Annotated in this window: 26 protein-coding genes; 10 read left to right on the top strand and 16 right to left on the bottom strand. The window is 64.3% G+C overall.

Annotated elements, in window-relative coordinates:
• Positions 1-243: 243 nt before the first annotated feature.
• The 5 genes from KI609_RS14875 to KI609_RS14855 all read right to left on the bottom strand — a co-directional run bounded on the left by KI609_RS14875 (position 244) and on the right by KI609_RS14855 (position 5,644).
• On the bottom strand, positions 244-1,767 hold the full coding sequence (locus KI609_RS14875; RefSeq protein ID WP_226444372.1) for an SLC13 family permease: 1,524 nt from the start codon (positions 1,765-1,767) through the stop codon (positions 244-246).
• Positions 1,768-2,110: 343 nt separating this feature from the next.
• Positions 2,111-3,025, bottom strand: a complete 915-nt coding sequence (locus KI609_RS14870; protein WP_226444371.1) for a dioxygenase — start codon at positions 3,023-3,025, stop codon at positions 2,111-2,113.
• 75 nt (positions 3,026-3,100) lie between these two features.
• Complete coding sequence (locus KI609_RS14865) at positions 3,101-4,084, bottom strand: tripartite tricarboxylate transporter substrate binding protein (RefSeq protein ID WP_226444370.1); 984 nt, start codon at positions 4,082-4,084, stop codon at positions 3,101-3,103.
• A gap of 48 nt (positions 4,085-4,132) precedes the next feature.
• Positions 4,133-4,411, bottom strand: coding sequence for a muconolactone Delta-isomerase (gene catC / locus KI609_RS14860; protein WP_226444369.1), 279 nt, complete (start codon positions 4,409-4,411; stop codon positions 4,133-4,135).
• A gap of 12 nt (positions 4,412-4,423) precedes the next feature.
• A complete protein-coding gene (locus KI609_RS14855) occupies positions 4,424-5,644 on the bottom strand; it encodes a muconate cycloisomerase family protein (protein ID WP_226444368.1) in 1,221 nt (406 codons plus the stop codon).
• A 177-nt stretch (positions 5,645-5,821) separates the two neighbouring features.
• Here KI609_RS14855 and cynR point away from each other — a divergent pair, with 177 nt between their 5' ends.
• Positions 5,822-6,688: a transcriptional regulator CynR gene (gene cynR, locus KI609_RS14850; RefSeq protein WP_226444367.1), complete on the top strand. Its 867-nt coding sequence runs from the start codon at positions 5,822-5,824 to the stop codon at positions 6,686-6,688.
• Positions 6,689-6,842: 154 nt separating this feature from the next.
• Here the strand turns inward: cynR and nth are convergent, their stop codons facing one another.
• Both nth and KI609_RS14840 read right to left on the bottom strand, forming a co-directional pair.
• Positions 6,843-7,481: an endonuclease III gene (nth, locus tag KI609_RS14845; RefSeq protein ID WP_226444366.1), complete on the bottom strand. Its 639-nt coding sequence runs from the start codon at positions 7,479-7,481 to the stop codon at positions 6,843-6,845.
• A gap of 47 nt (positions 7,482-7,528) precedes the next feature.
• Complete coding sequence (locus KI609_RS14840; protein ID WP_226444365.1) at positions 7,529-8,008, bottom strand: AraC family transcriptional regulator; 480 nt, start codon at positions 8,006-8,008, stop codon at positions 7,529-7,531.
• 125 nt (positions 8,009-8,133) lie between these two features.
• Here KI609_RS14840 and KI609_RS14835 point away from each other — a divergent pair, with 125 nt between their 5' ends.
• Together KI609_RS14835 and KI609_RS14830 are read left to right on the top strand one after the other, a co-directional pair.
• Complete coding sequence (locus KI609_RS14835; protein ID WP_056747178.1) at positions 8,134-9,324, top strand: PLP-dependent aminotransferase family protein; 1,191 nt, start codon at positions 8,134-8,136, stop codon at positions 9,322-9,324.
• Positions 9,325-9,331: 7 nt separating this feature from the next.
• Positions 9,332-9,559, top strand: coding sequence for a SlyX family protein (locus KI609_RS14830; RefSeq protein ID WP_226444364.1), 228 nt, complete (start codon positions 9,332-9,334; stop codon positions 9,557-9,559).
• Positions 9,560-9,685: 126 nt separating this feature from the next.
• On the opposite strand, the gene KI609_RS14825 is transcribed toward KI609_RS14830, so the two are convergent.
• Positions 9,686-10,330: a TetR/AcrR family transcriptional regulator gene (locus KI609_RS14825; protein WP_226444363.1), complete on the bottom strand. Its 645-nt coding sequence runs from the start codon at positions 10,328-10,330 to the stop codon at positions 9,686-9,688.
• A 103-nt stretch (positions 10,331-10,433) separates the two neighbouring features.
• Between KI609_RS14825 and KI609_RS14820 the strand changes: the two genes are divergently transcribed.
• The gene (locus KI609_RS14820; protein WP_226444362.1) at positions 10,434-12,512 is read left to right on the top strand and encodes an NADPH-dependent 2,4-dienoyl-CoA reductase; all 2,079 of its coding nucleotides are present in this window, start codon (positions 10,434-10,436) and stop codon (positions 12,510-12,512) included.
• Between the two features lie 71 nt (positions 12,513-12,583).
• On the opposite strand, the gene KI609_RS14815 is transcribed toward KI609_RS14820, so the two are convergent.
• From KI609_RS14815 to pstS, 3 genes are all read right to left on the bottom strand, one after another.
• Positions 12,584-13,261 carry a 3'-5' exonuclease gene (locus KI609_RS14815; RefSeq protein WP_226444361.1) on the bottom strand — a complete coding sequence of 226 codons (678 nt, stop codon included), beginning with the start codon at positions 13,259-13,261 and terminating at the stop codon, positions 12,584-12,586.
• Positions 13,262-13,372: 111 nt separating this feature from the next.
• Positions 13,373-14,974: a CYTH and CHAD domain-containing protein gene (locus KI609_RS14810; RefSeq protein WP_319003108.1), complete on the bottom strand. Its 1,602-nt coding sequence runs from the start codon at positions 14,972-14,974 to the stop codon at positions 13,373-13,375.
• A gap of 61 nt (positions 14,975-15,035) precedes the next feature.
• Positions 15,036-16,106: a phosphate ABC transporter substrate-binding protein PstS gene (gene pstS, locus KI609_RS14805; RefSeq protein ID WP_226444360.1), complete on the bottom strand. Its 1,071-nt coding sequence runs from the start codon at positions 16,104-16,106 to the stop codon at positions 15,036-15,038.
• Between the two features lie 347 nt (positions 16,107-16,453).
• Here pstS and KI609_RS14800 point away from each other — a divergent pair, with 347 nt between their 5' ends.
• Positions 16,454-18,097 (top strand): methyl-accepting chemotaxis protein, encoded by a 1,644-nt coding sequence (locus KI609_RS14800; protein ID WP_226444359.1) that lies wholly within the window; start codon positions 16,454-16,456, stop codon positions 18,095-18,097.
• A 125-nt stretch (positions 18,098-18,222) separates the two neighbouring features.
• Here KI609_RS14800 and KI609_RS14795 read toward each other — a convergent pair whose 3' ends face one another.
• Positions 18,223-19,509, bottom strand: a complete 1,287-nt coding sequence (locus tag KI609_RS14795) for a GGDEF domain-containing protein (RefSeq protein WP_226444358.1) — start codon at positions 19,507-19,509, stop codon at positions 18,223-18,225.
• A gap of 93 nt (positions 19,510-19,602) precedes the next feature.
• Here KI609_RS14795 and KI609_RS14790 point away from each other — a divergent pair, with 93 nt between their 5' ends.
• A complete protein-coding gene (locus KI609_RS14790) occupies positions 19,603-19,944 on the top strand; it encodes a DUF6172 family protein (RefSeq protein ID WP_226444357.1) in 342 nt (113 codons plus the stop codon).
• 104 nt (positions 19,945-20,048) lie between these two features.
• Here KI609_RS14790 and KI609_RS14785 read toward each other — a convergent pair whose 3' ends face one another.
• Complete coding sequence (locus tag KI609_RS14785) at positions 20,049-21,368, bottom strand: DEAD/DEAH box helicase (RefSeq protein ID WP_226444356.1); 1,320 nt, start codon at positions 21,366-21,368, stop codon at positions 20,049-20,051.
• Positions 21,369-21,661: 293 nt separating this feature from the next.
• On the opposite strand from KI609_RS14785, the gene KI609_RS14780 reads away from it, so the two are divergent.
• From KI609_RS14780 to KI609_RS14770, 3 genes are read left to right on the top strand one after another with little or no spacing between them, the layout of a single operon-like run.
• Positions 21,662-22,129, top strand: coding sequence for a DUF2721 domain-containing protein (locus KI609_RS14780; RefSeq protein ID WP_226444355.1), 468 nt, complete (start codon positions 21,662-21,664; stop codon positions 22,127-22,129).
• Complete coding sequence (locus KI609_RS14775; protein WP_226444354.1) at positions 22,126-22,488, top strand: translation initiation factor Sui1; 363 nt, start codon at positions 22,126-22,128, stop codon at positions 22,486-22,488. The genes KI609_RS14780 and KI609_RS14775 overlap by 4 nt, the downstream gene beginning before the upstream one ends.
• Positions 22,489-22,525: 37 nt before the next feature.
• Complete coding sequence (locus KI609_RS14770) at positions 22,526-22,738, top strand: DUF3820 family protein (protein WP_226450436.1); 213 nt, start codon at positions 22,526-22,528, stop codon at positions 22,736-22,738.
• Between the two features lie 177 nt (positions 22,739-22,915).
• Here the strand turns inward: KI609_RS14770 and KI609_RS14765 are convergent, their stop codons facing one another.
• Positions 22,916-23,362 carry a group III truncated hemoglobin gene (locus tag KI609_RS14765; protein ID WP_226444353.1) on the bottom strand — a complete coding sequence of 149 codons (447 nt, stop codon included), beginning with the start codon at positions 23,360-23,362 and terminating at the stop codon, positions 22,916-22,918.
• 17 nt (positions 23,363-23,379) lie between these two features.
• Positions 23,380-24,117: an iron-sulfur cluster repair protein YtfE gene (gene ytfE, locus KI609_RS14760; protein ID WP_226444352.1), complete on the bottom strand. Its 738-nt coding sequence runs from the start codon at positions 24,115-24,117 to the stop codon at positions 23,380-23,382.
• A gap of 89 nt (positions 24,118-24,206) precedes the next feature.
• On the opposite strand from ytfE, the gene KI609_RS14755 reads away from it, so the two are divergent.
• Positions 24,207-24,701 (top strand): RrF2 family transcriptional regulator, encoded by a 495-nt coding sequence (locus tag KI609_RS14755; protein ID WP_226444351.1) that lies wholly within the window; start codon positions 24,207-24,209, stop codon positions 24,699-24,701.
• A 155-nt stretch (positions 24,702-24,856) separates the two neighbouring features.
• On the opposite strand, the gene serB is transcribed toward KI609_RS14755, so the two are convergent.
• The gene (gene serB / locus KI609_RS14750; RefSeq protein ID WP_226444350.1) at positions 24,857-25,570 is read right to left on the bottom strand and encodes a phosphoserine phosphatase SerB; all 714 of its coding nucleotides are present in this window, start codon (positions 25,568-25,570) and stop codon (positions 24,857-24,859) included.
• Positions 25,571-25,698 lie beyond the last annotated feature (128 nt).

Here is a 25,698-nt window from a genome sequence, read left to right as displayed (position 1 = left end):
GCCCGGTGGGGCGGCGTTGATGGGGCGTGGCAACGGGCGCCATTGCGACCGCTGATCGCGCGCGGCGCGCGCAGCGTGCTCAGAGCCGCCAAAGTTGCTAAGGGTGCCTGTCCGGCCCTGTCCCGCCGTGTTCTGGCCGGATTGCCGATAGGCCATCGGCACAGCCATACATGCTTCTAAAAAGAGAGCTGCTAGCGATTGATGGATAAGCGCTGGCGGCTATTTTTACCCCAAGCCCTGTTTTCAGGCACCCGGCAGTGTCATGTAGCCCATCCATGGCCAATAGGTCAGTGCAAAAACCACCAGCAGGACCATCGCGGCGAGCGTGATGACCAGGCCGGTGCGGATGAAGTCGCGCGCCTCGAAGGTGTCGGTGCCGTAGGCAATCATGTTCTGGGGGGCGTTCACTGGCAGGATGAAACCAAAGCTCACCACAAACTGCAGCAGCATGGTCATGCCGATGACGTTGATGCCCGGCGTTTGCACGGCCATGAGCACGCTGATGATGATCGGGACCATGGTGGAGGCCAGCGCTGTAGCGCTGGCAAAGCCCAGGTGGATGATGATCAAGAACAGCGACAGCAGCATCAGGATGGCGAAGGCGCTGGCGTTTTGCAGGCCCAGGTGCGTCACGATCAGGTGGGCCAGCCAGCCGGCGGCATTGGTCTTGAGCAGCGCCGAGCCCACGCTGATGCCCACGGCGAACAACACCACCGTGCCCCACGGAAACCCCTTTTGCGACTCCTTCCAGTTCATCACGCCGACGCGTGGCGCCAGCATGATGGCAATGGCGGCGATGGTGGTCGATGAGGTGTCGAAGTCGTGCAGTACCTTCTCGGTGGACCAGAACGCGAGCAGGGCCAGCACCAATGCCAGCAGTTTCCATTCTCTGGCCGTCATGGCGCCGAGCGCGTCGAGTTGCTCACGGATAGCGGTTTTGCCGCCCGCGATTTCGTCCATCTCGGGCCGCATCATGCGCGTCATGATGACGTACAGCGCGATCGACAGTGCCGCCGCGAACGGCGCGCCAGCGATGAACCAGTCGGTCCAGGTGATGCTGGTGCCAAACTGCTTTTCGATGAAGCCCACGGCCACCATGTTCTGTGCGGCGGCGGTCTTGATGCCGATGTTCCACACGCTGGCGGTCTGCGCGGCGGTGATCACCAGCAGGGCGGCAAAGCGGCTGCGTTTGTCCACCTTGAACGCGAGGATGAAGCCCATCATGATCGGCATCAGGCAGGCCACGCGCGCCGTGGTGCTGGGCACGATGAACGAGAGCAGAAAACCCACCCCCATGGCGCCGATGACGATGTGGTTGGACTTGGCGTCCACCTTGGACAGCACCACGAGCGCGATGCGCCGGTCCAGCCCCGTGGCGGTCATGGCCGCAGCGATAAAGCAGGCCGCCGCCACCAGTGCCACAGCGCTGCTGGAAAAGCCGGACAACGCCAGGTTGAGCGCGCCGCTCGTGCCCATGTCCATGGCGCCGGGCTTGTCGGTGGCGGGCGTGAAGGCCAGCAAGAAAATCATCAGCGCACCGATGGCCACGGCGCTGACGGCATAGTCCAGCGCCTCGGTCATCCACACGATCACGGCGAAGGCCAGGATACCCAGCATCACCTGGCCCGACGCCGGCAGGCCTTGCGCGGCGGGCATCCACACGACGGCGGCCAGGGCCAGCAGCGCAGCGATCAGGCCCGTACGTTGAACCCCGCTCGCACCGGGTGCTGCCGCAGGGGCGGTTGGGGTTGCAGGGGAGGTGCCCATGGTGTTCTCCTTGTGGTGAGTGCATTGCAGAGCGCGCGCTTGCGTCCCGAACACGTGCTCTCAATCATTGTGCGCCGCTATGGGGCCCGGCCGTGTGTCAGAGCTGGCCTGCTTGCGCAGGCACAGCGCTACCAGGCAGCTGCCACCTAGTGCCTGGCACCCGGCATAGGACATTTATCCATGGCGGTCAGGACTGAAAATTCAAGCGTTTTTTGCCTCAAGCGCTTTATGGATAAGCGCTAAAAGCTATAAAAATAGTAGCAATCAAACAAAAAAACCGTCTTCGTCAGAAGGCGGCCGTGTGCCAGATCAGCAGGCAGCCATGCTGCCACGGCGTGGGCGCTCAGCCCGCCACGCGCTCCATGCGGGTCAGCGGCAGCGCTTCATTTTCGTCCTGGGCCTTTTGCATCACGAAGTTGAAGCGCGAACGCGTGAACGGTGCGGTGATGCCCAGCGACTCGTAGCCTGCGGGCGCCACGTTCTTCTCCAGGTTCACGATCAGGCCGTCGCGCGTGGCGAAGGCAAAGTCGTCGTCGATGTAGGTGTCGCCTGGGATGTTGACTTGTGTGGTCAGTGTGCGCAGGCCCGGCGCAGCCACCAGGAAGTGGATGTGCGCGGGGCGGTTGCCGTGGCGGCCGAGGGCTGCAAACAGATCGGCCACCGGGCCGGTGGGTGGAATGGCATAGCCCGGGGGCAGGAAGCTGCGCAAGCGGTAAAAGCCGTTGGCGTCGGTCTCGATGCGGCGGCGCAGTTCGTAGGGCTGCATGCCCGGGAAGAAGTGCGAATAGCCGCCTTGCTCGTTGGCATGCCACACATCGACCATGGCATGGGGAACGGGCGTGCCGTCGAGGTCCAGCACCTGGCCTTCCATGACGAAGATCTCGCCCTTGGGCTCGCCCTCGTCCACACGCGCCTCCGCCTTGGATGTTGGGGCGCCAGCTACGAACAGCGGTCCTTCGATGGCTCGGGGTGTGCCACCGGCACGGCCGGCGCGCTGGTCGGCCTCATCGGCGCGGATGTCCAGCAGGCGGTCAAAACCCAGCCCGGCCGTGATCAGGCCGGTCTGGCCGGCCGCGCCCAGGCGGGTGAGCCAGGCGATGCCCGCCCAGAATTCGTCGGGGGTCACATCGAGCTCGTTGATGGTCTTGAACAGGTCGGTGACGATGCGCTCGGTGAGCTGGCGCACACGGGCATTGCCGGGGGCGATCCTTTTGGTGTTGACCAGTTCGAGCAACTGGGCCTGGGTGAGTTCTGCCATGTTTGTCTCCTCTGCGGGAATGGATGAAGGGATCGTGGGCAAAAAAGACGGAGGCTTTGCAAGCCCGCGTCTGCATCAGTCCAGCTTGATGCCGCGCTCTGCGATCAGTTTGGCCCAGCGGTCGGATTCGCGCGCCAGGTGCTTGGTCAGTTCGCCGGGCGTGGAGCCCACGGGCTCGGCGCCGATGCTCTCAAAGCGTGCCACCACGTCGGGTTGTTTCATGGCATCGCGCAGCGCGGCGTTGAGCTTGTTTACCACGGCCGGTGGCGTGCCTGTGGGCATGAACACGGCAAACCAGGGCGATACCTCGTAGCCGGGCAGGCCGGCCTCGGCCAGCGTGGGCACGTTGGGCAGGGTGGCCGAGCGCTTGGCCGTGGTCACCCCCAGTGCGCGCAGCTTGCCCGACTGGATGTGCGGCCGGGCCGAGGTGATGCTGTCGAACATGTAGTTGATCTGCCCGCCCAGGAGGTCGGCCAACGCCGGGCCGCTGCCCTTGTAGGGGATGTGCAGCATATCGGTCTGCGCCAGCGAGTTGAACACCTCGCCCGCCAGGTGAATGGACGTGCCATTGCCTGCCGAGCCGTAGGTGAGCTTGCCCGGTGTCTTGCGCGCGGCGGCGATCACGTCGGCGGCAGTCTTCACGTCGGGCTGGGTGGCGTTGGTCACCAGCACATTGGGTACCACGGCCAGCAGGCTCACGGGCGCAAAGTCCTTGATGGGGTCGTAGGACAGCTTGCCATACAGCGGCTTGTTGGTGGCCATGCCGATAGAGGTGATCATCATCGTGTAGCCGTCACCCGGCTGCTTGGCCACGTAGTCGGCACCGATGTTGCCGCCCGCACCCGCCTTGTTCTCGATGACGAAGGGCTGGCCGAGCGCCTTGCCGACCTTGTCGCCCAGCGTGCGGGCAATGGCGTCCATGGCGCCACCTGGCGGGAAGGGCACCACCCAGCGGATGGGTTTGTTTGGCCAGTCGGCGCCCGGTGCCTGGGCGTGCGCGGCGGGCAGGGCGGCCAGCGCCATGCCGGCGGCCAGCAGGGTCAGCAGTTGTCGTTTCATGGGGTGTTGTCTCCGGGTTTTACTTTTAATAAAAATGCGCGGCGGGGCTTAGCCAATGGCCGAGGGGTGCCGTGCCAATGGTGTGACCGATATCTTCATGAAAGGGAACAGCGGCAGCCCTTGCAGCAACTGGTGCAGCTCGTCATTGGAGGCCACGTTGAAGACGCTGTAGTTGGCGTACTCGCCAACCACCCGCCAGATGCTCTGCCAGCGGCCATCGCGCTGCAGGTCCTGCGAATAGGCCTTTTCGCGGGCCTTGATGTCGTTGACCTGCTCAGCGGGCAGGCTGTGGGGGATGTTTACATCCATGCGAACAAGAAACAGCATTGGGGAGTCTCCTTAAACGGTGGCCTGGGTAGTTGTTTGGGTGGTGGCTGACGTGGTGGCCTGGCGGCCCATGTCCATGTGCAGCGGTGCCTTTCCCTCGCGTGCGCGGTCAAAGCGGTCGAGTTGTGCGAGCGAGACCTGCACGCCAAAGCCGGGGCCGTCGGGCAGCTGCAGCGCAAAGTCGGCAATCGGCATCTGCGACTCCACGATGTCGTCCACCAGCAGTTGCGGGCCAAAGAGCTCGCAGCCGTGGTGTTGGCCACCCAGGGTGGCAAAGACATGGGCCGATGCGGCGCTGCCCAGCGACGTCTCCAGCATGGTGCCGCCGTACCAGCCAATGTCGGCGGCCTCGGCCACGGCCGCCACCTTGCGGGTGCGCAGCAGGCCGCCGTGTTTGGCCACCTTGAGCGAGAAGACATGGGCAGCCTGCTCGCGCGCCAGCATCAGCGCGTCTTGCGGGGTGCATACGGTCTCGTCGGCCATGATGAGGGCGCCGCCCAGCGTGGCGGTCAGGGCCTTGAGGGCTTGCACGTTCCAGCGCGCCACGGGCTGCTCGATGAGGGTCACGCCAGCCTCCACGAGCTGCGGCAGGTAGCGGCGGGCGGTGTTGCCATCCCAGGCTTGGTTCACGTCCACTGTCAGCGTGGCGCGGCCCTGCAGGCCGCGTGCAATCTGCGCCACATGGGCCACGTCATCGGCCGGGGCGTTGGCGCCTATCTTCATTTTGAAGATGTGGTGGCGCTTTTGTTCAAGGCGCAGTTGCGCCTCTTGCAAGTCGCGGTCCACGTTGCCGCTGGCTAGCGTCCAGGCCAGGGGCAGGCTCTGGTGCACCTTGCCGCCCAGCAGCTGCCAGGCGGGCTGGCCCAGGGTGCGGGCCACGGCATCGAACAGGGCCATCTCGACGGCGCTCTTGGCAAAGGCGTTGCCTTTGCAGGCCTTGTCCATGCGCGCCAGGGCCACTTCAAAGCCGCCCCCGTCCTGGCCGACCAGGGCCGGTGCCAGGTAGTTGGCAATGGCGTGGTGAATGCTTTCAGGCGATTCTTCGTTCCACGAGGGGCCGCCGATGGTGGCCGCCTCGCCGAAACCGCAGGCGCCACCCTTGAGCCACAGTTGCACGATGACCGGGCTTTGGCGGCTGATCGAGCCGAACGACAGCTTGTGGGGCCGGATGGTGGGGATGTCCAGGATGCGCACGTCGATGCGCTCGACGGTGAATCCATCGCGGGGGGTCATGCGGGGCCTTTGGTTGATCGGAATGTGAAAGCGCTGCTGCGCCCCTGAATAGGGCCGCGCAATGCAAGATTAGTGGCACCTCATAAACAAATCCAATGAATCATTTTCAACCGACCATTCGATATGATCGATGAATAACCGGCCGTGCCGCCACGGTGCGGCACCGGGAGCACGTTCATGGAAATCCGTCAGCTTCGCTACTTTCTCGACATTGCGCGCACCGAGCACCTCACGCAGTCCGCGCAGAACCTTTTCGTCACGCAGTCCACGCTGTCGCACGGTTTGCGCCAGTTGGAGCAGGAGCTGGGGGTGGCGCTGTTCGACCGGCTGGGCCGGGGCCTCAAGCTGTCGCAGGCGGGGGCGGCTTTTCGCATCTACGCTGCGCGGGCGCTGCAGGAGATCGAGGCGGGCCGCATGGCCTTGGCGGACATGGGGGCGTTGCAGTCGGGCTCGCTTGTCGTCGGCGTCATCCCGACGTTTCTTCACACACTGGTGCCCGCCGCCGTGGCGGCCTTCAGCATGGCCTACCCAGGCGTGAACGTGGTGGTGCGCGATCTGCGCGCCGGCCCGATCGAGGAGCAACTGGTGGAGGGGCAGCTTGATGTGGGCATTGCCTTCTATCCCACCGAGCGCGAAGAGATCGACACCGAGCCCCTGTTTGAAGAGCGCATGCAGCTGGTGGTGAACCGCCAGCACCCGCTGGCGCGCCGCCGCACGCTCGCCCTTAAGGAACTGGCCCAGGTGCCGCTGGCCATGTTGCCCCGGGCTTTTACCACCCGCCGCCTTATCGACGACAGCCTGCGCGCGGCGGGTGTGGTGCCCATCGTGCGGGTGGAGATGGAATCCGTGGAAGGGTTGCTGGACGTGTGCCGCTGGGGTGATCTGGCCAGCATTGCGCCTGAGCGCGCGGCGCAGCAGGCGAGTGACCTGCACGCCGTCGACCTGCATTCGCCCGCCATGCTGCGGCATGCGGGCATCCTGTGGCGCAAGGGCGCCTCGCGCAGCCGGGCGGCGCTTGAGTTCGCGGCCTTGCTCAAGGCATGAGCAGAACTGCCAACGCGTCGGTTCGCGCCTTTCCCCCGATGGGACGCCGCCTGCGCCTGCGCAGTGCGCAAGGGGCCTTGTGTGGCGGCCAAAGGGTTGGGCCGCGCGCAGGGCATAGGTTGTGGGGAGCGCTACGCAGCGCTGATTTGGCGGGTCAGGGTGCCAGCGTCTTGGGCTCGTAGTCGCAATACGGTGACACCACACATTCCCAGCATCGCGGCTTGCGCGCCTGGCACACGTAGCGGCCCAGCAGGATGAGCCAGTGGTGCGAGTCCACCGCGTAGGCCGCAGGCACGCGCTTCATCAGCTGCAGCTCCACCGCCAGCGGGTTTTTGCCCGGCGCCAGGCCCGTGCGGTTGCTCACCCGAAAGATGTGCGTGTCCACCGCCATGGTGGGCTGGCCAAAGGCCACGTTGAGCACCACGTTGGCCGTCTTGCGGCCCACGCCGGGCAGGGCTTCCAGGGCTTCGCGGGTGCGGGGCACCACGCTGCCGTGCTGCTCCACCAGGATGCGGCACGTCTCCATCAGGTGTTTGGCCTTGCTTTTGTACAGGCCGATGGTTTTGATGTAGCCCTCCAACCCTTCCAGTCCCAAATCCAGAATGGCCTGCGGCGTGCCCGCCACCGGAAACAGCTTGCGCGTGGCCTTGTTCACCCCCACATCGGTGGCCTGGGCCGACAGCAGCACGGCGGCCAGCAGTTCGAACGGGGTGGTGTATTCCAGCTCCGTGTTGGGCATGGGGTTGGCCGCCTTCAGGGTGGCGAAGAAGGGTTCGATCTGGGCGGTTTTCATGGGGTCGTCTGGTCGGATTCGTGGGCGTGCAAGCGAGGGGGCATGGCTCAGCGGCAGCGCTGCACCGGCACACACAGCCAGCACGGAAAGCGCCCCGTGGCCGGGTCCACTGCAAAGTCCTCGTCGTAGATCTCCAGCGCAGCACGCGGCTCCCATTCCCAGCCGTCGGGGATCTGGCCCGGCGTGCCCATCTGCGCCCAGGCGGCGCCGATCTCTGGTCCCGTGCCCACAAAGTGCATGCAGGCGTAGTCGCCGCCTTCGTAGTCCATCACCTGCACATCGGGCCCGGTGCGCAGGCCCACGCCAATCTGCACCGCTGCGTCATAGCGGCACTGCTCGGGCGGCGTGCAGGCCGGGTCATCGTGGCTGAAGCCATAGAACTTGGGGCGCGGATCATTCAGCCGATGGGCGGCACACCAACTGCCAAAACGCTCCCACAACTCGGTCAGGCCCGGGTGGCCGTAGGCGCCGGTGTGGCGCATGGTGGCAAGGCGCATGCGGGGCAGGGTGCGGAGGGTCAGGGTCATGGCGGACAGGGCAGTGTCGATGGAGGGAAAACCCAGTTTAGAGCCTCTTGGAAAGACACCGCATGAATCCTGCGTCGCAATTGGCGACAATGCAGAGTTTGTTGCCAACCACTTCTGTCCACGCCATGCAATTTGCCGACCGCCTGAACAACGTAGAAACCTCCGCCATCCGCGAGCTTTTCAAGCTGCTGGGCAAGCCCGGCATCATCAGCTTTGCGGGTGGCTTTCCGGACAGCGCGATGTTTGACGTGGAAGGCATCCGCGCAGCCAGCAACGCCGCCCTGGCCGAAGAGCCCGGCGCAGCATTGCAATATGGCGCCACCGAGGGCTACAACCCGCTGCGCGAGCAACTGGCCGCCTTCATGACCAGCAAGGGCGCCAAGGATGTCGCGGCCGACAACCTCATCGTCACCACCGGCAGCCAGCAGGCGCTGGATCTGCTGGGCAAGACCCTCATCAGCCCCGGCGACAAGGTGATTGTGGAAGGCCCGACCTTCCTCGCAACCATCCAGTGCTTTCGCCTGTACGGCGCCGAACTCATCAGCGCGCCCATCGATGGCAATGGCGTGAAGACCGACGAGCTGGAAAAGCTCATCGCCGAGCACAAGCCCAAGTTCGTCTACCTGATCCCCACCTTCGGCAACCCCAGCGGCGCCATGCTGAGCCTGGAGCGCCGCAAGGCCGTGCTGGAGATGGCGGTGAAGCACAACACCCTGATCGTCGAGGACGATCCCTACGGCGATCTGTACTTTGGCGATGCGCCTCCACCCAGCCTGCTCAACCTGTCGGCCACCGTGCCCGGCAGCCGAGAGCTGCTGGTGCACTGCGGCAGCTTGAGCAAGGTGCTGTCGCCCGGCCTGCGCGTGGGCTGGATGATTGCCCCGGCTGAACTGCTGGGCAAGGCCACCATGTGCAAGCAGTTCAGCGATGCACACACCAGCACCTTTGCGCAGGCCACGGCCGCGCAGTACCTCAAAGCCGGCCGCATGCCTGGCACCCTGGCCCATGTGCGCAAGGTGTACGCCGAGCGCGCCCAGGCCATGGGCGATGCGCTGCGCAAGGAGCTGGGCGACGCCATCGAATTTGTGCAGCCCCAGGGCGGCCTGTTCGTGTGGGCGCGCCTCACGGGTGCAGGCGGCAAGGTGGCCGATGGCAACGTACTGGCCAAGCGCGCCATCGAAAAGGGCGTGGCCTTTGTGCCCGGCACGCCGTTCTTCTGCGCCAACCCGGACCACGCCACCTTCCGCCTGTCGTTTGCCACGGCCGATGTGGACAAGATCCGCGAAGGCGTAGCGCGCCTGGGCCAGGCGATCTGACGCCTCCATGTCCGACACCAACGATCTCGCCAACATCCTCCAGCGCCTCGAAAGCCTGGAGATCAAGGCCAGCTTTACCGAAGACCTGCTGGACCAGCTGAACATGACCATCTACCAGCAGCAGCAACTGATCGACCGGTTGACGCACGAGGTCATCCAGCTGCGCCAGCAGGCGCCCGAAGGCGGCTCGAACGGCCCGCGCAACCTGCGCGACGAGCTGCCGCCGCATTACTGACGGTCGGTCACGCCGCGCCGCGTCGCATTGGTCTTCCATCACCGTTCGGGCTGGGCTTGTCGAAGCCTCGCGCTGCGCTTCGACAGGCTCAGCGTGAACGGTTTTTGTTTTGTGAATCTTGCGGTGTCAAGCCCGCACAGCCCGCCACGCCGCATCCGCCAACTCAGCGCGGTACGTAATGGGCGAGGGCAGGCCACCCAGGCCTGAACGCTCAGACAGCCACGCCCTGCAGTAGCTCTGCACCGGCCCCATCACCAGCGACGGCATCAGCTCGCACGGCAGGTCGCGCAGCGCGCCGGACTGGCGGTGGGGCTCGAACCAGGCCACCAGCGCCTGGTTGCGGCGCCGCGCTGCCTCGGCCAGGTCCGGGGTGCGCGGGCCCGCAGCCACCGCGCCGCGCGCCTGGAACATGAACCGTGCCCGCTCGGGCTGCGCCACCACCCAGTCCAGATAGCCCGTGACCAGGGCCAACACGCCCGCTTCGACGCCCTGGGCGGCATCAAGCTGGGCCTGCACGCTGCGTGACTGGTCGTGAAAGATGTCGAAGAACAGCGCGGCCACGATGCCGTCGCGGTTGCCAAAGTGGTGATAAATGCTTCCCACGCTGGCCCCGCAGCGCGCGCGCACGCCATCGATGGTGACCGCATCCACGCCGCCTTCGGCCGCGCAGGCCAGGGCGGCGTTCAGGATGTCCTGGCGGCGGTCCACGGGCTCTGCGGGCTGGGCGGCGGCTGGGGTGGTGGGTGATTTTGTGGAAGTACGGCTTGCCATGGAAGCGTATTATAGAATAAAGTTCTAGAAAATAATTCTAGAACCCTGCTCGCAGATTTCTGGTTGCCCATTCCCCATCTGCCGCACCCCACGCATGCCCACCATGACATCGATCACCAGCCAGTCGCTGCCCGGCAACGCCCTGTATCCCCACCTGCTTGCACCTTTGGATCTGGGTTTCACCACCCTCAAGAACCGCGTGCTCATGGGCTCCATGCACACGGGGCTGGAGGACGGGCGCGACCTCATGCGCATGGCGGCGTACTTCCGTGAGCGGGCCGAGGGTGATGTGGGCCTGATCGTGACGGGCGGCTTTGCGCCCAACATCGCGGGCTGGGCCAAGCCCTTCGCGGGCACGCTGGCAACCTCGGGCGCGGCCAGGCGCCACCGCGTGGTGACCGACGCGGTGCATGGTGCGGGCGGCAAGATCGCTTTGCAGATCCTGCACACGGGCCGCTATGCCTACCACCCGCTGGCCGTGGCGCCGTCGCGGCTGCAGTCGCCCATCTCGCCGTTCACACCGTTCGCGCTGTCGGCACGCGGGGTGGAACGGCAGATTCGCGCGTTTGTGAACTGCGCCGTGAAGGCGCGTGAGGCGGGCTACGACGGCGTGGAAGTGATGGGCTCCGAGGGCTACTTCATCAACCAGTTTCTGTCGCAAACCACCAACCTGCGCACCGACGCCTGGGGCGGCGACTACAGCCACCGCATGCGCCTGCCGGTGGAGATCCTGGCCCGCATGCGCGAGGCCGTGGGGCCAGATTTCATCATCATCTATCGCCTGTCGATGATCGACCTGGTGCCCGGCGGCAGCGCGTGGGACGAGATCGTCACGCTGGGCAAGGCCGTGGCCACGGGCGGGGCCAACATCGTCAACACCGGCATTGGCTGGCACGAGGCGCGCGTGCCCACCATTGCCACCAGCGTGCCGCGCGCAGCGTTTGCCTGGGTCACGCAGAAGATGAAGGCCGAGTTCGCGGCGGCGGGCATCACCACGCCGCTGGTCACCTCCAACCGCATCAACACGCCCGAGGTGGCCGAGCAGGTGCTGGCCGATGGCTGCGCCGACATGGTGTCGATGGCGCGGCCGCTGCTGGCCGATGCGGCGTTTGTGAAGAAGGCCGCGCAGGGGCGGGCGGATCGCATCAACACCTGCATTGCCTGCAACCAGGCCTGTCTGGACCATGTGTTCCAGAACAAGACCAGCAGCTGCCTGGTCAACCCGCGCGCCTGCCATGAGACGGAACTGGTGTACCGCCCGGTGTCGTCGCGCAAGCGTGTGGCGGTGGTGGGCGCCGGGCCGGCGGGTTTGACCGCTGCCACGGTGGCCGCCGAGCGCGGGCACGAGGTGCATCTGTTCGATGCCGCACCCGCCATCGGCGGCCAGCTCAACATGGCCAAGGTGATCCCGGGCAAGGAAGAGTTCCACGAAATGCTGCGCTACCTGGCCACACGCGTGGAAGACACGGGCGTGCAACTGCACCTGAACCAGCGCGTGTTGGCCGCCGACCTGGCGGGCTTTGACGAAGTCATCGTCGCGACCGGCGTGGAGCCGCGCGACCCGAAGATCCCCGGCCAGGACCACCCCAAGGTGCTGAGCTACATCGACGTGCTGAAGCGCGGCAAGCCGGTGGGCGAGCGCGTGGCCATCATCGGCGCGGGCGGCATCGGCTTTGATGTGGCCGAGTTCCTCACGCACGGTGAGCACCCCTCCACCACGCTCGACCTGCCCGCCTGGAAGGCCGAGTGGGGCATCACCGACCCGGCCGAGGCGCGCGGTGGCCTGGCCGCCAGCGGCCCGCGCGTGACGCCGCCCGCACGGCAGGTGACGCTGCTGCAGCGCAAGAAGGGCAAGCTCGGCGGATCTTTGGGCAAGACCACGGGCTGGATCCACCGCGCCACGCTCAAGATGAAAGCGGTGGAGATGGTGGGCGGCGTGAACTACGAGCGCATTGCCGACGAAGGCCTGCTGGTGTCGTACGGAGAGAAGCGCGAAAACCCGACCTGGATTGCCTGTGACACCGTGGTGCTGTGCGCAGGCCAGGTGCCCTTGCGCAGCCTGGCGCAGGACCTGGAGGCCCAAGGCCGCAAGCCCCACCTCATCGGTGGTGCGCTGGAGGCAGGCGAGCTGGATGCCAAACGCGCCATCGACCAGGCGGCGCGGCTGGCGGCGCGCTTGTGAGGTGAACAGGTTCTATTTTGAGGGAAATAGGCCGCTAGCGCTTGATGGTTAAGCGCTAGCAGCTATTGTTTTTATAGTGGATGACTGGCCGCTGCCGCGTCCTGCGGTGTGGCTGAACTCTGCAGTGCGTTGAACACCCGCAGCGCCGCCCAGGCGTCGTTGGCGGCGTAGACCAGTTGGGCCTCGGTCAACCGGGCGTTGGCCCAGTTGGAGGTGGCGGCCTTTTTGGACTTGATGAAGCGCCGGTTGAACAGCACCGCCACCGCCCCCTTCACCCCCATGTCCTTGCGGTAGCCGCGTTGGCGGAACACGGTGTTCAGCTCCAGCACATCGGCCGCTTGCACGCCCAGTTTGTGCTGGATGCGTTTGGTGTCATCCCCCAGGCCAAAGCCCGCCTTGGTCACACCCTGCAGGGCCAGCAGCTCGGCCACGCGGGCGCGACAGCCTGGGTCGTGCAGTTGGAACACCCAGGCTGTGTCGAGCGTGGCCAACTGCACGATGTGGGGTCCGTCGGACTGCTCGCCCTGCACAAAGGTGGGTTTGGATTCGGTGTCGAACCCCCAGGCGCTGGCAGCCGCCAGCGCATTGCAGGCCTTGTCAGCCTGCTCTGGGGTGGAGATGAGTGCGATGCGGTCCGTGCCCAGGCGCTCGAAGGGTTCCAGCAGGGCAATCTGGTCTTTGTCGGGAGTGCTGCGGTGGGCGGTGCGCGAAGGCGGGTGGGGGCGCTGGGGAGGGGGAGATGCCGTCATGGGGCCATTGTGCCGTTATGCCGTGTAAGCGCTTCAACCCTGCCGTGCCCCACACCGGGGGGCTGCGGCGCATCCGCTTCAGTCACCGCCTCTCAGAAAGTGTTCACGATCTCAGCGCTTGCCCGTCTTGCGCAGGCGGGGCATGTCGGCCATGTGGCCCAGGGCCTCTGCGCAGGCCGCCACGGTCAACGCCTGCCGTGCAGCCAGCCAGCCCACGCCAAACCAGGCCTTTGGGTCCGTGGCGGCGATCTCGCCATACAGCGCACTGGCTACGCGTTCATCGTTCAGCCGCCCCAGGGCCGACAGAGCGGGCTGCAGGCTGGCGAGGAAAGATTCCCCCTCGGCGTTCAGCGCAGGCGCCACAAATTCCGTGAGATAGCGCAAGCGCTTGAGGCGCTTGCGCAGGCGGTGTTGCTCTTGCACCGGCAGCGCGGCAAAGCCCCGGGCGCCTTGGTGCACCTTGGCGTGCAGCTTGCGCAATCGCTTTTGCAGCAGGCGGCGGGTGTCCTTGGCATCCAGGGCCTCTTGCCCGGTCGTCGGCGAGGCATCGTGGCCCTGGGCCGTGAATGCCATCAGGGCAATCAAAGCCGCCTGGAACGCTGGCGTGCGCACGATGGCGGCGGCGGTGGATTGGCCGGGGGCTTCCTTCGCCGCTGCCCGCACATCCAGTGCGGGTGCGCCTGCATCGCGCAGGTCGGCAACGATGGCCTGCAAGGCCTGGCCCCGATCGCGCAGCTGGCCCAGGCGCTGGAACACTTCTACCAGCGGCGGCTCCCATGCGGGGTTGAACGCGCCAGTGGCCAAAGGCGCCAACTCGCCCAAGGCGGTGCGCAAACGGCGGATGCCAATGCGCAGCTGGTGCACATGTTCTTCATCGCCACCGCCTTCCACGATCTCGCTCGTATTGCCCAGGACCTGCTCAAGGCAATGGGCCACCACCACGCGCTGCAACGCGCGCCTGTTCAGAAGGTGCTGTTGAGGGCCACTGGATTTCATCGGAGCGGCCTTGGTGGCTGGCCTGGCCCATTGCGGGGCCAGCAGCCGTTCGCCACGCTCTGCCTTGGACACGGTGCTCAAAAACAGCCCATGCCGTGTGGCCCACCGGGTGGCGAGGGTCTCCAGGCCTGCCAGCGGCCCGGCCTTGAGTTCCAGCTCCAGCTCGCAGATGCGCGCCTCTTTCTGCTGCGGCGTGCCGCGATGGGCAATGACCCGCCCGGTGTCCAGGGCCAGCTCCACCACACTGCCCTTGATGGCGATGTCCCGCGTCACGCGGTCCATCTCGGTGCCATAGGTTTCGGTCAGGGCGCCATTGGCTGCCTGCAGCGCGTTCAGCAGCCGCATGCCCGCCACGGTGTCGGCGTGCAGTTCAGGGCGTGGTTCGGGGGCCGGGCCTGTGGCATGCGCTTGGCCCCGGTCCACGTTGTGCTCCTCGCGGTCCAGCGGTCCGTTGCCCAGGGCCTTGACGGTCTGCACCCACTGGTCGCCCTCGCGGCGCAGTCGAAAGGCAATGCCACGGGATGACAGCGCTGCGTCGGGTGTGTCGAAGTAGCGGGCCTCCATGCGGATCAGCGCATGCGTGCCCCTGCGCGCGGCGGCCTGCACGGCAGCCAGGCGCTCGGGGGGAATGCAGAACTTGAACTCGATTTCCATGGTGGCCATGCCCTTGCCCGGTCGGGGGGATTTTTGAACGGAACCCAAGGATATCGCTTTCATGTGGATACCTGACGGCACTTCTAGATAACCACGTGCTGAATTTAGATAATCAAATATTAATTCAATGCTGCATGGAGTTTGACGAGGAAATCAAGCTCATTCCCAATGGATTGCCATTTTTATTGCGGATCGATGTAATCACCTTGAAGGCCGAAGCCTGAACCCGGTCTGGCAGGCGGACAAAATTATTCTCCTGGACGAGGGTATCGCCGTTGAGAAATGACCAGATAATGAATTTAAGGGCCTGCGTGGTTTGCTCGGGTGTGTCTGTAACCTTGGGGAAGACCACAAAGGTGCCCATGGTGATGGGCCATACCGATTTGCCGGATTTTTGCGTCAGCGTCTGATGAAAGGCCCCAGTGGCCGACCATTCGCTATTCGCCAATGCAGCCTTGAATGCGTCGATGGAAGGTTTGACAAAAACACCCTCGGCATTCTTCATCTGCACCGCTGCCAGGCCGTATTCGGCGACATAGCCAAAGTCCACATAGCCGATGGCGCCCGCCGTGTCGCGCACCCCCTTGGCCACACCATCACTGCCTTTGAACGCCAAAAACCCCTGCGGCCACGGGATGCTGGTCTTGGCCCCGTAGGAGGACTTCCATTTGGGACTGACCTTGCCCAGGTAATCGGCGAAGTTGTAGGTAGTGCCCGAACCGTCAGCGCGCACCACCACCTGGATGGCCAAGTCTGGCAGCGAGACATCGGGGTTCAACGCCGTGATCTCGGGGGCGTTCCAGCGGCTGATTTCGCCCATAAAGATGCGGCTGAGCACGTCCCCGGTCAGGCGCAGCTGTGCGTTTTGTACCTTGGGCAGGTTGACGATGGGGCTGATGCCCGTGATGGCCACCGGCAAGGCAATCAGTCCGTGATCGATGAGGTCTTTTTCAGTGGGGTAGACGTCGGTGGCCCCGAAGCCCACGGCCTGTTGCTGGATCTTCTTCATGCCGGCGCTGGAGCCGACCGGGTCATAGTCCACGTGGGCGCCCGTGGCCTTGGCATAGGCTTTGGCCCAACTGCGGTAGATGGGCGCCGCCGCAGACGAGCCCGCGCCTGTCACCGTTTGCGCGTTGAGGTTACCCGCTTGCAGAAACGCACACGACACTAGAAAAATGGCGTAAATATATTTCATATATTTTCTGTTATTTATATTGAATGAATGGCTATTTACCGGTGCGCCACGGTGTATTGGCGCACGCACTGCAGGCGCTTTGTCTAACGCGCAGAGGCGGAGAGCTTATCAAAAAGAATATGTGATCAGATGGGGTATCTTTAGAAAATTGGTGTGCCTATTCGTCATGAGTTTGTCATTTGAAACAAATAGTATCTTTGGCGGGCAGGCCAAGCCGTGGCTGCAGATCGCAGGTGTGAAAGAAGGGGGAGTGGTTTCGCTGCGCCCTCGTGTATCACGCCCCCCGTTGACATGTGATGGTGGTGGCCGTGTGCGGCTCGCCCCGGAGTCATTCACAAGAGTTTCAGATGCTTCAAAAAATCAAGATCGGCACCAGGCTCGCCCTGGCGTTTGCTGTGCTTCTGTTGTTGATTTCTGCGCTGGCCGCCGGTGGTATCAGCGGTGCCAAGCGCCTGGCCGAGCGCAGCGCCGCGCTGTATGGGGACCGCACGGTCCCGCTGGGGGTGTTGACAGAGATCAGCCACCTGACGCAGCGCAACCGCGTGCTGGTGATGGACATGCTGATGGACCCCGGCACCAGTAACCTGCAGGCCAGCCATGCGGCGCTGACCGCCAATGTCGAACGCATTCGGGCCCTGTGGGAGACCTACACCGCCAAGCCGCTGGCAGCACAGGAGCAAGCCCTTGCCAAGGCGTTTGTGGCCGCCAATACCACGTATCTAGACAAGGGGCTGCTCCCGGCAGCGGCGGCGCTGGTGGCGGGTAAATACGACGATGGCTCTGAGCTGTACATCACCCAGATCCGGCCCAACGCCCTGAAGGTACAGGAGGCCATCGAGCAACTGGTGGCCTTGCAGATCCACGTGGCCGAGGAGGAGTTCGGCGCTGCCAAGACCATGAGCGAAACCATCCATGTCTGGATGCTGGCCGCCACTGCGCTGGCGCTGCTGGTGGGCGCCGTGATGGCCTCTGTCATCACGCGTTCCATTTCGCGCCCACTGCGCCAGGCCGTGGTGCTGGCCCGCACGGTGGCCGGCGGAGATCTGAGCACGCAGATCGTGGTGCGCGGAACCGACGAAACGGCTGAACTGCTGGGCGCCCTGCGGGAGATGAACCACCAACTGGTGCGCGTGATCACCGAGGTGCGTGACAGCACCGAAACCGTGGCGCGGGATGCCGTGCAGATGGCCGGTGGCACGGAAGACCTGGCTCGTCGCACCGAGGTGCAGGCTTCGAATCTGCAAGAGACTGCCGCATCGATGGAGCAGCTCACCATCACGGTGCAGCACAACACCGACAACGCGCATCGGGCCACGGCACTGGCGCAGGAAGCCAGCAAGGTGGCGAACGAGGGGGGGAGCGTGATGCGCGACGTGATTGCCACCATGCAGGAGATCAACAGCCAGTCGCAGAAGATCACAGACATCATCAAGGTGATCGATGACATTGCGTTCCAGACCAACCTGCTGGCCCTGAACGCGGCGGTAGAGGCCGCCCGTGCGGGCGAACAGGGGCGGGGGTTTGCCGTGGTGGCGGGCGAGGTGCGGGGACTGTCCCAGCGCAGCAGCACGGCGGCGCGGGAGATCCGGGGGCTCATTTCGGCCAGCGTGCGGGGTGTTGAGCGTGGCTCAACGCTGGTGGGACAGGCCGGCGAGCGTGTGGCCAATACCGTTCGGCATGTCAATCAGGTGGTGGCGCTCATCAGCGAGATCAAGGACGCGGGCCAGGAGCAGGCCCGGGGAATCGCGCAGATCGGCGAGGCCGTGCGGCAACTGGACATGGCCACGCAGCAGAATGCCGCCCTGGTGGACGACAGCTCGTCGGCCTCGACGGGGGTGAAGAACCAGGTCCGGCGCCTGCTGGAGGTGATTCACCAGTTCCGGCTGGCGCCAGAGAGCGCTGTGTTGGATCCGCACGAGGCTGGGCAGCCGCTGCTCGTTTTGCCGGCGGGGGCTGCATCGCCTGCGCAACTGTCGATGGTTCCGCGTTAAAAACGTGTCCACGCGCTAAGTGGGGTGCGTTCCCCGGTGGCTGAGGGTGCAGCGAAATCGGGCCTGTTTTTTTGAATCGGTCCCGGCGGGGCGCTGAAACGGGGTGGGGTGTCAGCTATCCCGTGTCAGACGGTTGATGCGAGAGGGTTCTCGTCGTCCGGGGTTTCCAGCGACACGATGCCATCGCGCCCGCGGTGTTTGGCTTGGTAAAGCGCCTGGTCTGCGCGGTCGAGCAGGTCGCGGGGGCTGAGGTCGCTTTGGCGAAAAGCGCCGACCCCCACGCTGGCGGTGATGCGATAGCGCTGGCCCGTTTCGTCGGCCAGTTGCAGTGCACGGATGCTTTGCAGAATGCGCGTGGCCACTTCCAAGCCTTCTTGCAGCGCGGTCATTGGCAGCAACACGCCAAACTCCTCGCCGCCGAGTCGGCCCACCGCATCGCTCACGCGCAGCTGGCTCTTGACGGCTTGTGCAAACGCCACCAGCGCACGGTCACCCTCCAGGTGACCAAAGCGGTCGTTGATGGTCTTGAAATGGTCCACGTCGAGCATCAGCAGCGTAAGGGGCTCGCCGTTGCTGCGCGAGCGCATGTACACGGACTCGGCGCACTCCAGAAACGCGCGCCGGTTGGCAATGCCGGTGAGCATGTCGGTGGTGGCCAGGCGGTGAAGCTCGCGTTCAAGGTTCTTGCGCTGTGTCACGTCGCGGTAAATGCCCTCGACCCCCGCAAAGTTGCTCGCATGGTCGTAGAGCGCATGGCTGCTGATGGAGATGTCGATCACCTGGCCGTCGCGGCGCACCATCTGGCCGGGGAAATCAGATACCTCCCCCTGCTCCAGAATGGCTTTCTTGAACGCATCGCGGTCAGAGCTGTGCGGGTAGTAGGACTCGGCCGTGCGGCCTTCGATTTCGTGTGGCTCATAGCCCAGCACGCGCCGCACGCCCGGGCCCACGTGCTGAACGACGCCTTGTGCATCGGTGCGGTAGTAAACGTCCTGCAGGTTCTCGAACAGGCGGCGAAAGTTCTGCTCGCTCTCGCGCAGCTGCGCTGCGATTTCACTTTGGTGGGTCATGTCCATGCCGGCCATCAGCACGGCGGGGGCGCCGTCCCACTCGATGGCCACGCTGCTGACCAGCACCATGCGCAGCTCCCCTTGCAAGGTGCGTACACGAAACTCCGATGACTTGTTGGGCAGGCCTGCCTGGGCAGGGACAGACACCTGTTGCACGCGGTTGGCAGACCGATGCTGGTCCAGCGGATGCACAAAATCACTCAGCACCATGCCCACAAGATCCGTTGCGGTGGTAGCCCCCAGCAACTGCGCGCCTGCTGCGTTGGCAAAGCGGACGATGCCATTTTGGGTGACCAGTACGGCCGCTGGCAATGCGTGCAGCAGATGAAGGTCGGAGTGCATGGGGCGTGCAACAGTCACCAAAAGTAGTCTGGCATTGTGGCACTGGTGCTAGCGGCTGCAAAAGGATATCTGTCGCAGGCGCTACCATCGCCTATGCGAAAAACTTTTCAACTCCACGTCGAAGGCAAGAACCGCGACCGCGTGCTTGACGCCGTCAAGCACGAAATCCGCAAATACATCAAGCGTGAACGGCGCCGCGACCTTCCCGAGGGCGCCGATTTTTGGGACTTCGATTGCCGGTTTGGCCGCACCAAGGACGTTGCCGAGGCGGTGCACCTGTCCGCCCTGACCGGCCTGATCAATGAGGTCGCTGGCGAAGGCGGCGCCCAGTTTCACGTTGAAATCATCGCCAAGCCCGGCAAGCGCACGCCCCGGGCTCCAGGTGAAGCCGACCCTGAACGCGATGACATGCAAGAGGGCGACGAAGGCGTTTGAGCCTTTTACCCCAGGGCTGCCGCTGTATCAGACACAGCGTGCCGCACGCTGTTTCCTGACAGGCTCCTTATTAGAACGTGAACATGTTCTTGGGAGCCTTTTTTTTACCGCGCAGGATCTGTGGGCTTTTTTTCTGGCGTTGCAGTGGACGCCGCAGCGGCAGCAGCGCGCAGCTTGTCTTTTTTGCTGGGGCGTTTGCCCTTGATGCCCCCTGTGCCATCGGGGGCCTCAGCCGGGGCCTGCATGGGTGTTGCCTCGGTGCGCTCAAACCCCGCGATCTGCTCGCGCGGCAGGCTCAGGTGCTGGCGCTTTTCGATCAGTCGGAAATGGGCCTCGGCATCGGCGGTCACAAAAGTCACGGCGGTGCCACTTTCACCCGCGCGGCCCGTGCGGCCGATGCGGTGCACATAATCCACGGCAGAGCGCGGCAGGTCGTAGTTGACGACGGCTGGCAATTGCGCGATGTCAATGCCACGCGCCGCCAGGTCGGTGGTCACCACGACTTGCCAGCGCTCGTCCTTGAACTCCTGCAGCACTTGCTTGCGTGCACCCTGGCTGAGTCCGCCGTGGAAAGGTGTGGCAAAGATGCCGGCCTTGTAGAGTTTTTCGGCCACATGTTCGGCTGCGTATTGCGTGGCCACGAACACCAGCACCCGCGACCAGCCGTGTTCCTTGACCAGGTGGCGCAGCAATTGGGTGCGGCGTGCTGCATCTACGGCAATGGCGCGTTGCTCAATGGATGGTTCGTTGCCCGGCGTGTGGGGCACCTCCACACGCACAGGATTTTTCAGCAAGCCATCGGCCAGAATCTGCACGGCGGCTGGAAAAGTGGCTGAGAAGAACAGGTTTTGCCGCGCTTCGGGCAGCAGCGCCAGCACACGTTGCAGTTCTTCGGCAAAGCCCAGGTCCAGCAGGCGGTCGGCTTCGTCCAGCACCAGGTGGGCCACGGCGGACAGGCGGAGCGCGTTGTGCTCCACCAGGTCCAGCAGTCGCCCCGGTGTGGCTACCACAATGTCGGCCCCCCCGCGCAGGCCCATCATCTGAGGGTTGATCGACACACCACCAAAAATGATCGCCACCTTGGGGGGCAACGGCAGGTGCTGTGCCAGGCTGCGCAGCACTTCACCCACCTGGGCGGCCAGCTCACGCGTGGGGACCAGCACCAGCGCGCGCACACGGCGAGGCCCGCTCCCCGGTGCTCTTGCTGCTCCCGTGGAGCCGGAGGCTGCCCCTTGAAGTTGTTGCAGCAGGGGCAGCGCGAAAGCCGCTGTTTTGCCCGATCCGGTCTGTGCGGCGCCTAGCAGGTCTGTGCCCTGCAAAATGGCAGGAATCGCCTCCGCCTGGATAGGTGTAGGCGCAGAAAACCCCAGCTGGCTGGCAGCATGGACAAGGGCCGGAGAAAGACCGAGGGAAGCAAAAGGCATGGGCGGGGCACTGGGAGCGGCGTGGAGGATGACCGCACGGCAGCGCGAACGGGAAGAATGAAGGATTGTCGCCGCAGTTTGCGGTTTGGGCACGGCGACGCAGCCTGGGTGGTGGGCCAGGGCCCGCTGCGCGGGCGATCCCGCGCAAGCGGTGCGTGTCTCCCCTGGAGGGGCGTGTCCTGGGGCGGAAGGGCTGTTTTGCCACATGCCAGCGCTTGCATGGCTGTGCTGGCCCCTGTCGCCGCTGATAATCGCTTTCCTACTTTCGTTTTGATTGCTCTTCGTATCCACCCATGGCATTGCCTCTTGATACATCCGTCATCACCCATGGCATTCAGCTTGCGGTGGCGCCCGTGTTTTTGCTCACCGCCGTGTCCGGAATGATTGGAGCCGTGGCCGGGCGGCTGGCGCGCATCATCGATCGGGCGCGGTTGGTGGAAGACCGCGCGCGCGCCAACCGAGACCCTGACTTTCTGTCCCGCGCTTACAGTGAGCTGGCCGAGCTGCGGTTGCGTGGTCGTCTTGCCAATGGATGCATCGGGTTGCTGACGTTCTGCGCGTTTCTGATCGGAATCACCATCATCTTGCTGTTTCTGGGGGAAACCACCGACTTCCAGTCCAGCCGGTTCGCCGTGAGCGGTTTTCTGGCAGGGGTGGTGTCGTTTCTTTTGGCGCTGGTGTGTTTTTTGACCGAGACCCTGCTGGCGACCCGCCTGCTCGACTTTCACATGCTGCAAGATGAAGTGGAGGGCAAGCAATGAAATCGTTCGCAGACCTGGGCGGGCTTGTCTATTCGACGGACGCGGGCCGCATGTGCCCCGGCTGCCGCGAGCCCGTGGCGCAATGCACCTGCAAGCGCAACAAAGCCCTGCCAACGGGCGACGGCATCGTGCGCGTCTCGCGCGAGACCAAGGGGCGCGGCGGCAAGGCCGTGACGCTGGTCAAAGGCGTGCTGGTGGACGAAGCCGCGCTGGAGCAACTGGGCAAGCAGCTCAAAGCGGCTTGTGGCAGCGGCGGTACGGTGAAGGACGGCGTGATTGAAGTGCAGGGCGACCACGTCGAACGCGTGGTGGCAGCGATGCAAAAGCTGGGCCATAAGGTCAAGCGCGCTGGCGGCTGAAGGAATCCACGCAACACGTGAAATACGCCCCATGGTGATCGACCCTGAAAAGCTGCAACGCCTGGTGACCATGCAGATGCCCTATGGCAAATACAAGGGCACGGTGCTGGCCGACCTCCCTGGCAATTACCTGCACTGGTTTGCGCGTGAGGGGTTTCCCAAAGGCGAGCTGGGTCAGTTGCTCGCGCTGATGCGTGAGATCGACCACAACGGCTTGTCGGATCTGCTCACACCGTTGCGCCGCCGGTGAGCGCTGGTGAAGGACATTGGTCGGCCGCAACGAGATGCGGCCACGGCACTGCCACGGTGTCCTGTCACTTTGGGTTTGTGTGTGGTTGCCAGCCATTGGCACCACCATCATCTTGAACGCAGGATCTGAGAAAGCCCGCAAGGCGTACCCATGAAGGGCCACCTCGTGCGGGCGGCTTCACGCTTGGGTGGCGGGCGCGTGGTGGGCGTCAGGTCGTTGTTCTAAAAACCCCGGGTCGCTGCCGAAATAGCCGCGAAACAGGTTGCGCGCAATGCCATGGGCCGCCAACTGCAACTCGCGCGCCACATCGGGCGCAAACAACTGTTGGGTGTGTTTTTGCCACAGCCCCACCCACGCCGCAAAGTGGGCGGGGGTGACGCCTTCCAGCGCCATGTGTTTGCCGAAAACGTTGCCGCGAAAACTGCGCGTGCCGAGCGCCACCGTGCTCCAGAAGTCCACCAGCCGTTGCAGGTGGGCGTCCCACCGGCCGTGCAATGCCTGTTCAAACACCGGCCCCAACAAAGCGTCCTGGCGCACGTCGGCATAAAAACCATGCACCAGTGCGGTGATGGACTCCAAGGTGGGCGCGGCAGCCGGTTCGGGCGTTGTTGATTCCGGGTTCATGGCGTGAGTGTGCCTTTTCAGCTGCAGCCGCAGCCTGACGAACCGCAACCTTGTGCAGGGGCCGCGCTGGCCTCGAATTGTGGAAACAACACGTTGTTTTCGAGGTGAATGTGGTTGATGAGGTCATCGCTCAGTTGACCAATACCGGCATACAGCGCGCGCCACGTGTTGCAGGCGCCCAGCGGCGGGGTGGCGTCGTTGGTGAGTTCGTTGAGCTTGTCCAGCGCTTCACCGTGGTCCACGTGCTCGGACCGCATCATGCCGATGGGTTGGCCCACCATGGGGTTGCCGCCGGCCTTGAGCATCGGGAACAGCACTTGCTCCTCCTTGAGCATGTGCGATTGCAGCTCTTCGTTCATTTCTTCCAGCAGATCCGCCAAGCCGGCCGGGACCTCGGGGTTTTCGCGGTGCACGGCTTCTACACGGCGCGCCATGCGGATCAGTTCAGGCAACTGTGCGCGATGGACGTCGTGGTAGCGGGCCACGATATGGTCAATCAAGGTGCTGGGGGATGCGGCCTCTGGCACGGCATCGCTGCGTTGCAGTGCTGACAACTCGGCCAGCACGGCGTTGGGGTCCAGGCCCTTTTCCGCAGCGGCCTTGGACAGGCTGACCTGGCCGCCGCAGCAGAAATCCAGCTTCAGGCGCCGGAACACCGCCGTAGCACCTGGAAGTTGCACCGCAATCTGACCGATTTGCTGGTCGGCGCTGAGGATTGGTTGGGCGGTTTGCAGTGTGTCGACGCGTGCGTTCATGGGAGTCCTTGAAAGATTCATACGATGTGAATATTTTATCCAATAAAATACACAGTCAGCACATCTTTCAATTGACTTAGGGCAAATTCATGCGGCTGACACAGTGGACCGACTACACCTTGCGCGTGCTGATGTATTGCGCGAGCACGCAAGGCCGGGTGCAGCCGGTCACGATCACGGAGGTGGCAGAGCTGTATGGCATTTCTCGCAGCCACCTGATGAAAATCGTGCAGCAGCTATCGGCGCAAGGGTTGCTCGAAACCACGCGCGGGCGGGGCGGCGGCATGCGCCTGATGCGGCCGGCATCCAGCATCAACATAGGGGCAGTGGTGCGCTCCACAGAAACCGATTTCAACCTGGTCGAGTGTTTTGACCCGTTGACCAACCAGTGTTGCCTGAGCGACCACTGCCGCCTCAAAGGGGTGTTGAGCCAGGCGATTCAGGCCTATTTGGCGGTGCTTGATGCGGTGACCCTGGCTGACCTGGTCGCGCCAGCGTCGCCATTGGTGGGGGGTGGGCTGGTGTCTATTGTTGCGCCCCCGATCAGTCGCAGCGCCAGTCGATCTACCAATTTGAATTTATAAAGAAAAGTGCCTATAGCGCTTATTGGATAAGCGCGAGCAGCTATCAAAAATACAGTGATTGACGCAAAGGTCCGCGCCGTGCAATTGCCGGGCACGGACGGGAGAGTGCGAGGCGGCAGTAATCGTTGACGTGGGGCCGATGCGGTGAAGCAGATTCAGCGCAGCACTTCCAGCAGCCGGTCGAGCCCGCCCAGGTTGATGGCCACATTGGCCTGCGCCCGCACGGCGGGTTTGGCGTGGTACGCCACCGAGAGGCCCGCAGCGCCCATCATGGGCAGATCGTTGGCGCCGTCGCCCACCGCAATGGCCTGTGTGGGGGCTATGCCCATGAGCGAGGCGACTTCCAGTAACGTGCGGCGTTTTTCCGCACCGTCACAGATGTCGCCCCAGGCTTGTTCCACCATGCGCCCCGTGAGTTGGCCGTTGTCGATCTCCAGCTGGTTGGAGCGGGCAAAGTCGATGCCTAGCCCGGCCTTCACGCGGTTGGCAAAGAAAGTGAAACCCCCCGACACCAGCAGCGTGGTCAGGCCTGCGGCCTTGGCGGCGGTGATCAGTTCTCTGGCACCGGGGTTAAAGCGCAGGCGTTCGGAAAACACGTGCTCCATGTGCTGCACCGTCACACCTTTGAGGAGGGCCACGCGCTGGCGCAGGCTCTCCTTGTAATCGGTGATGAGGCCCTGCATCGCGGCCTCGGTGATGGCTGCCACCTCGGCCTTGCGGCCTGCCGCGTCGGCGATCTCGTCCACACACTCGATGTTGATGAGGGTGGAGTCCATGTCAAAGGCAATGAGTTTGTAGCTGGACAGGAGCAGCTGCGGCGCAATGCCTTGAATGACAAGGCCAGGGGCGAATTCAGTAGCGTGGGTCATGGCAGAAATGGCGCGGCAAATGCAGTAACTAAAGCCCGCAATGGTATCGCCGCCTGTGCGCCGTTCCTGCGCTTGTCGGTGCGCATGTCTTGGCGCGTATCTCTGTGCTTGCCGCAGGCACCGGCCTT

The sequence above is a fragment of the Acidovorax radicis genome, from assembly GCF_020510705.1.
Taxonomy (GTDB): Bacteria; Pseudomonadota; Gammaproteobacteria; order Burkholderiales; family Burkholderiaceae_C; genus Acidovorax; species Acidovorax radicis_A.
This window is presented reverse-complemented; position numbering and strand designations above follow the sequence as displayed.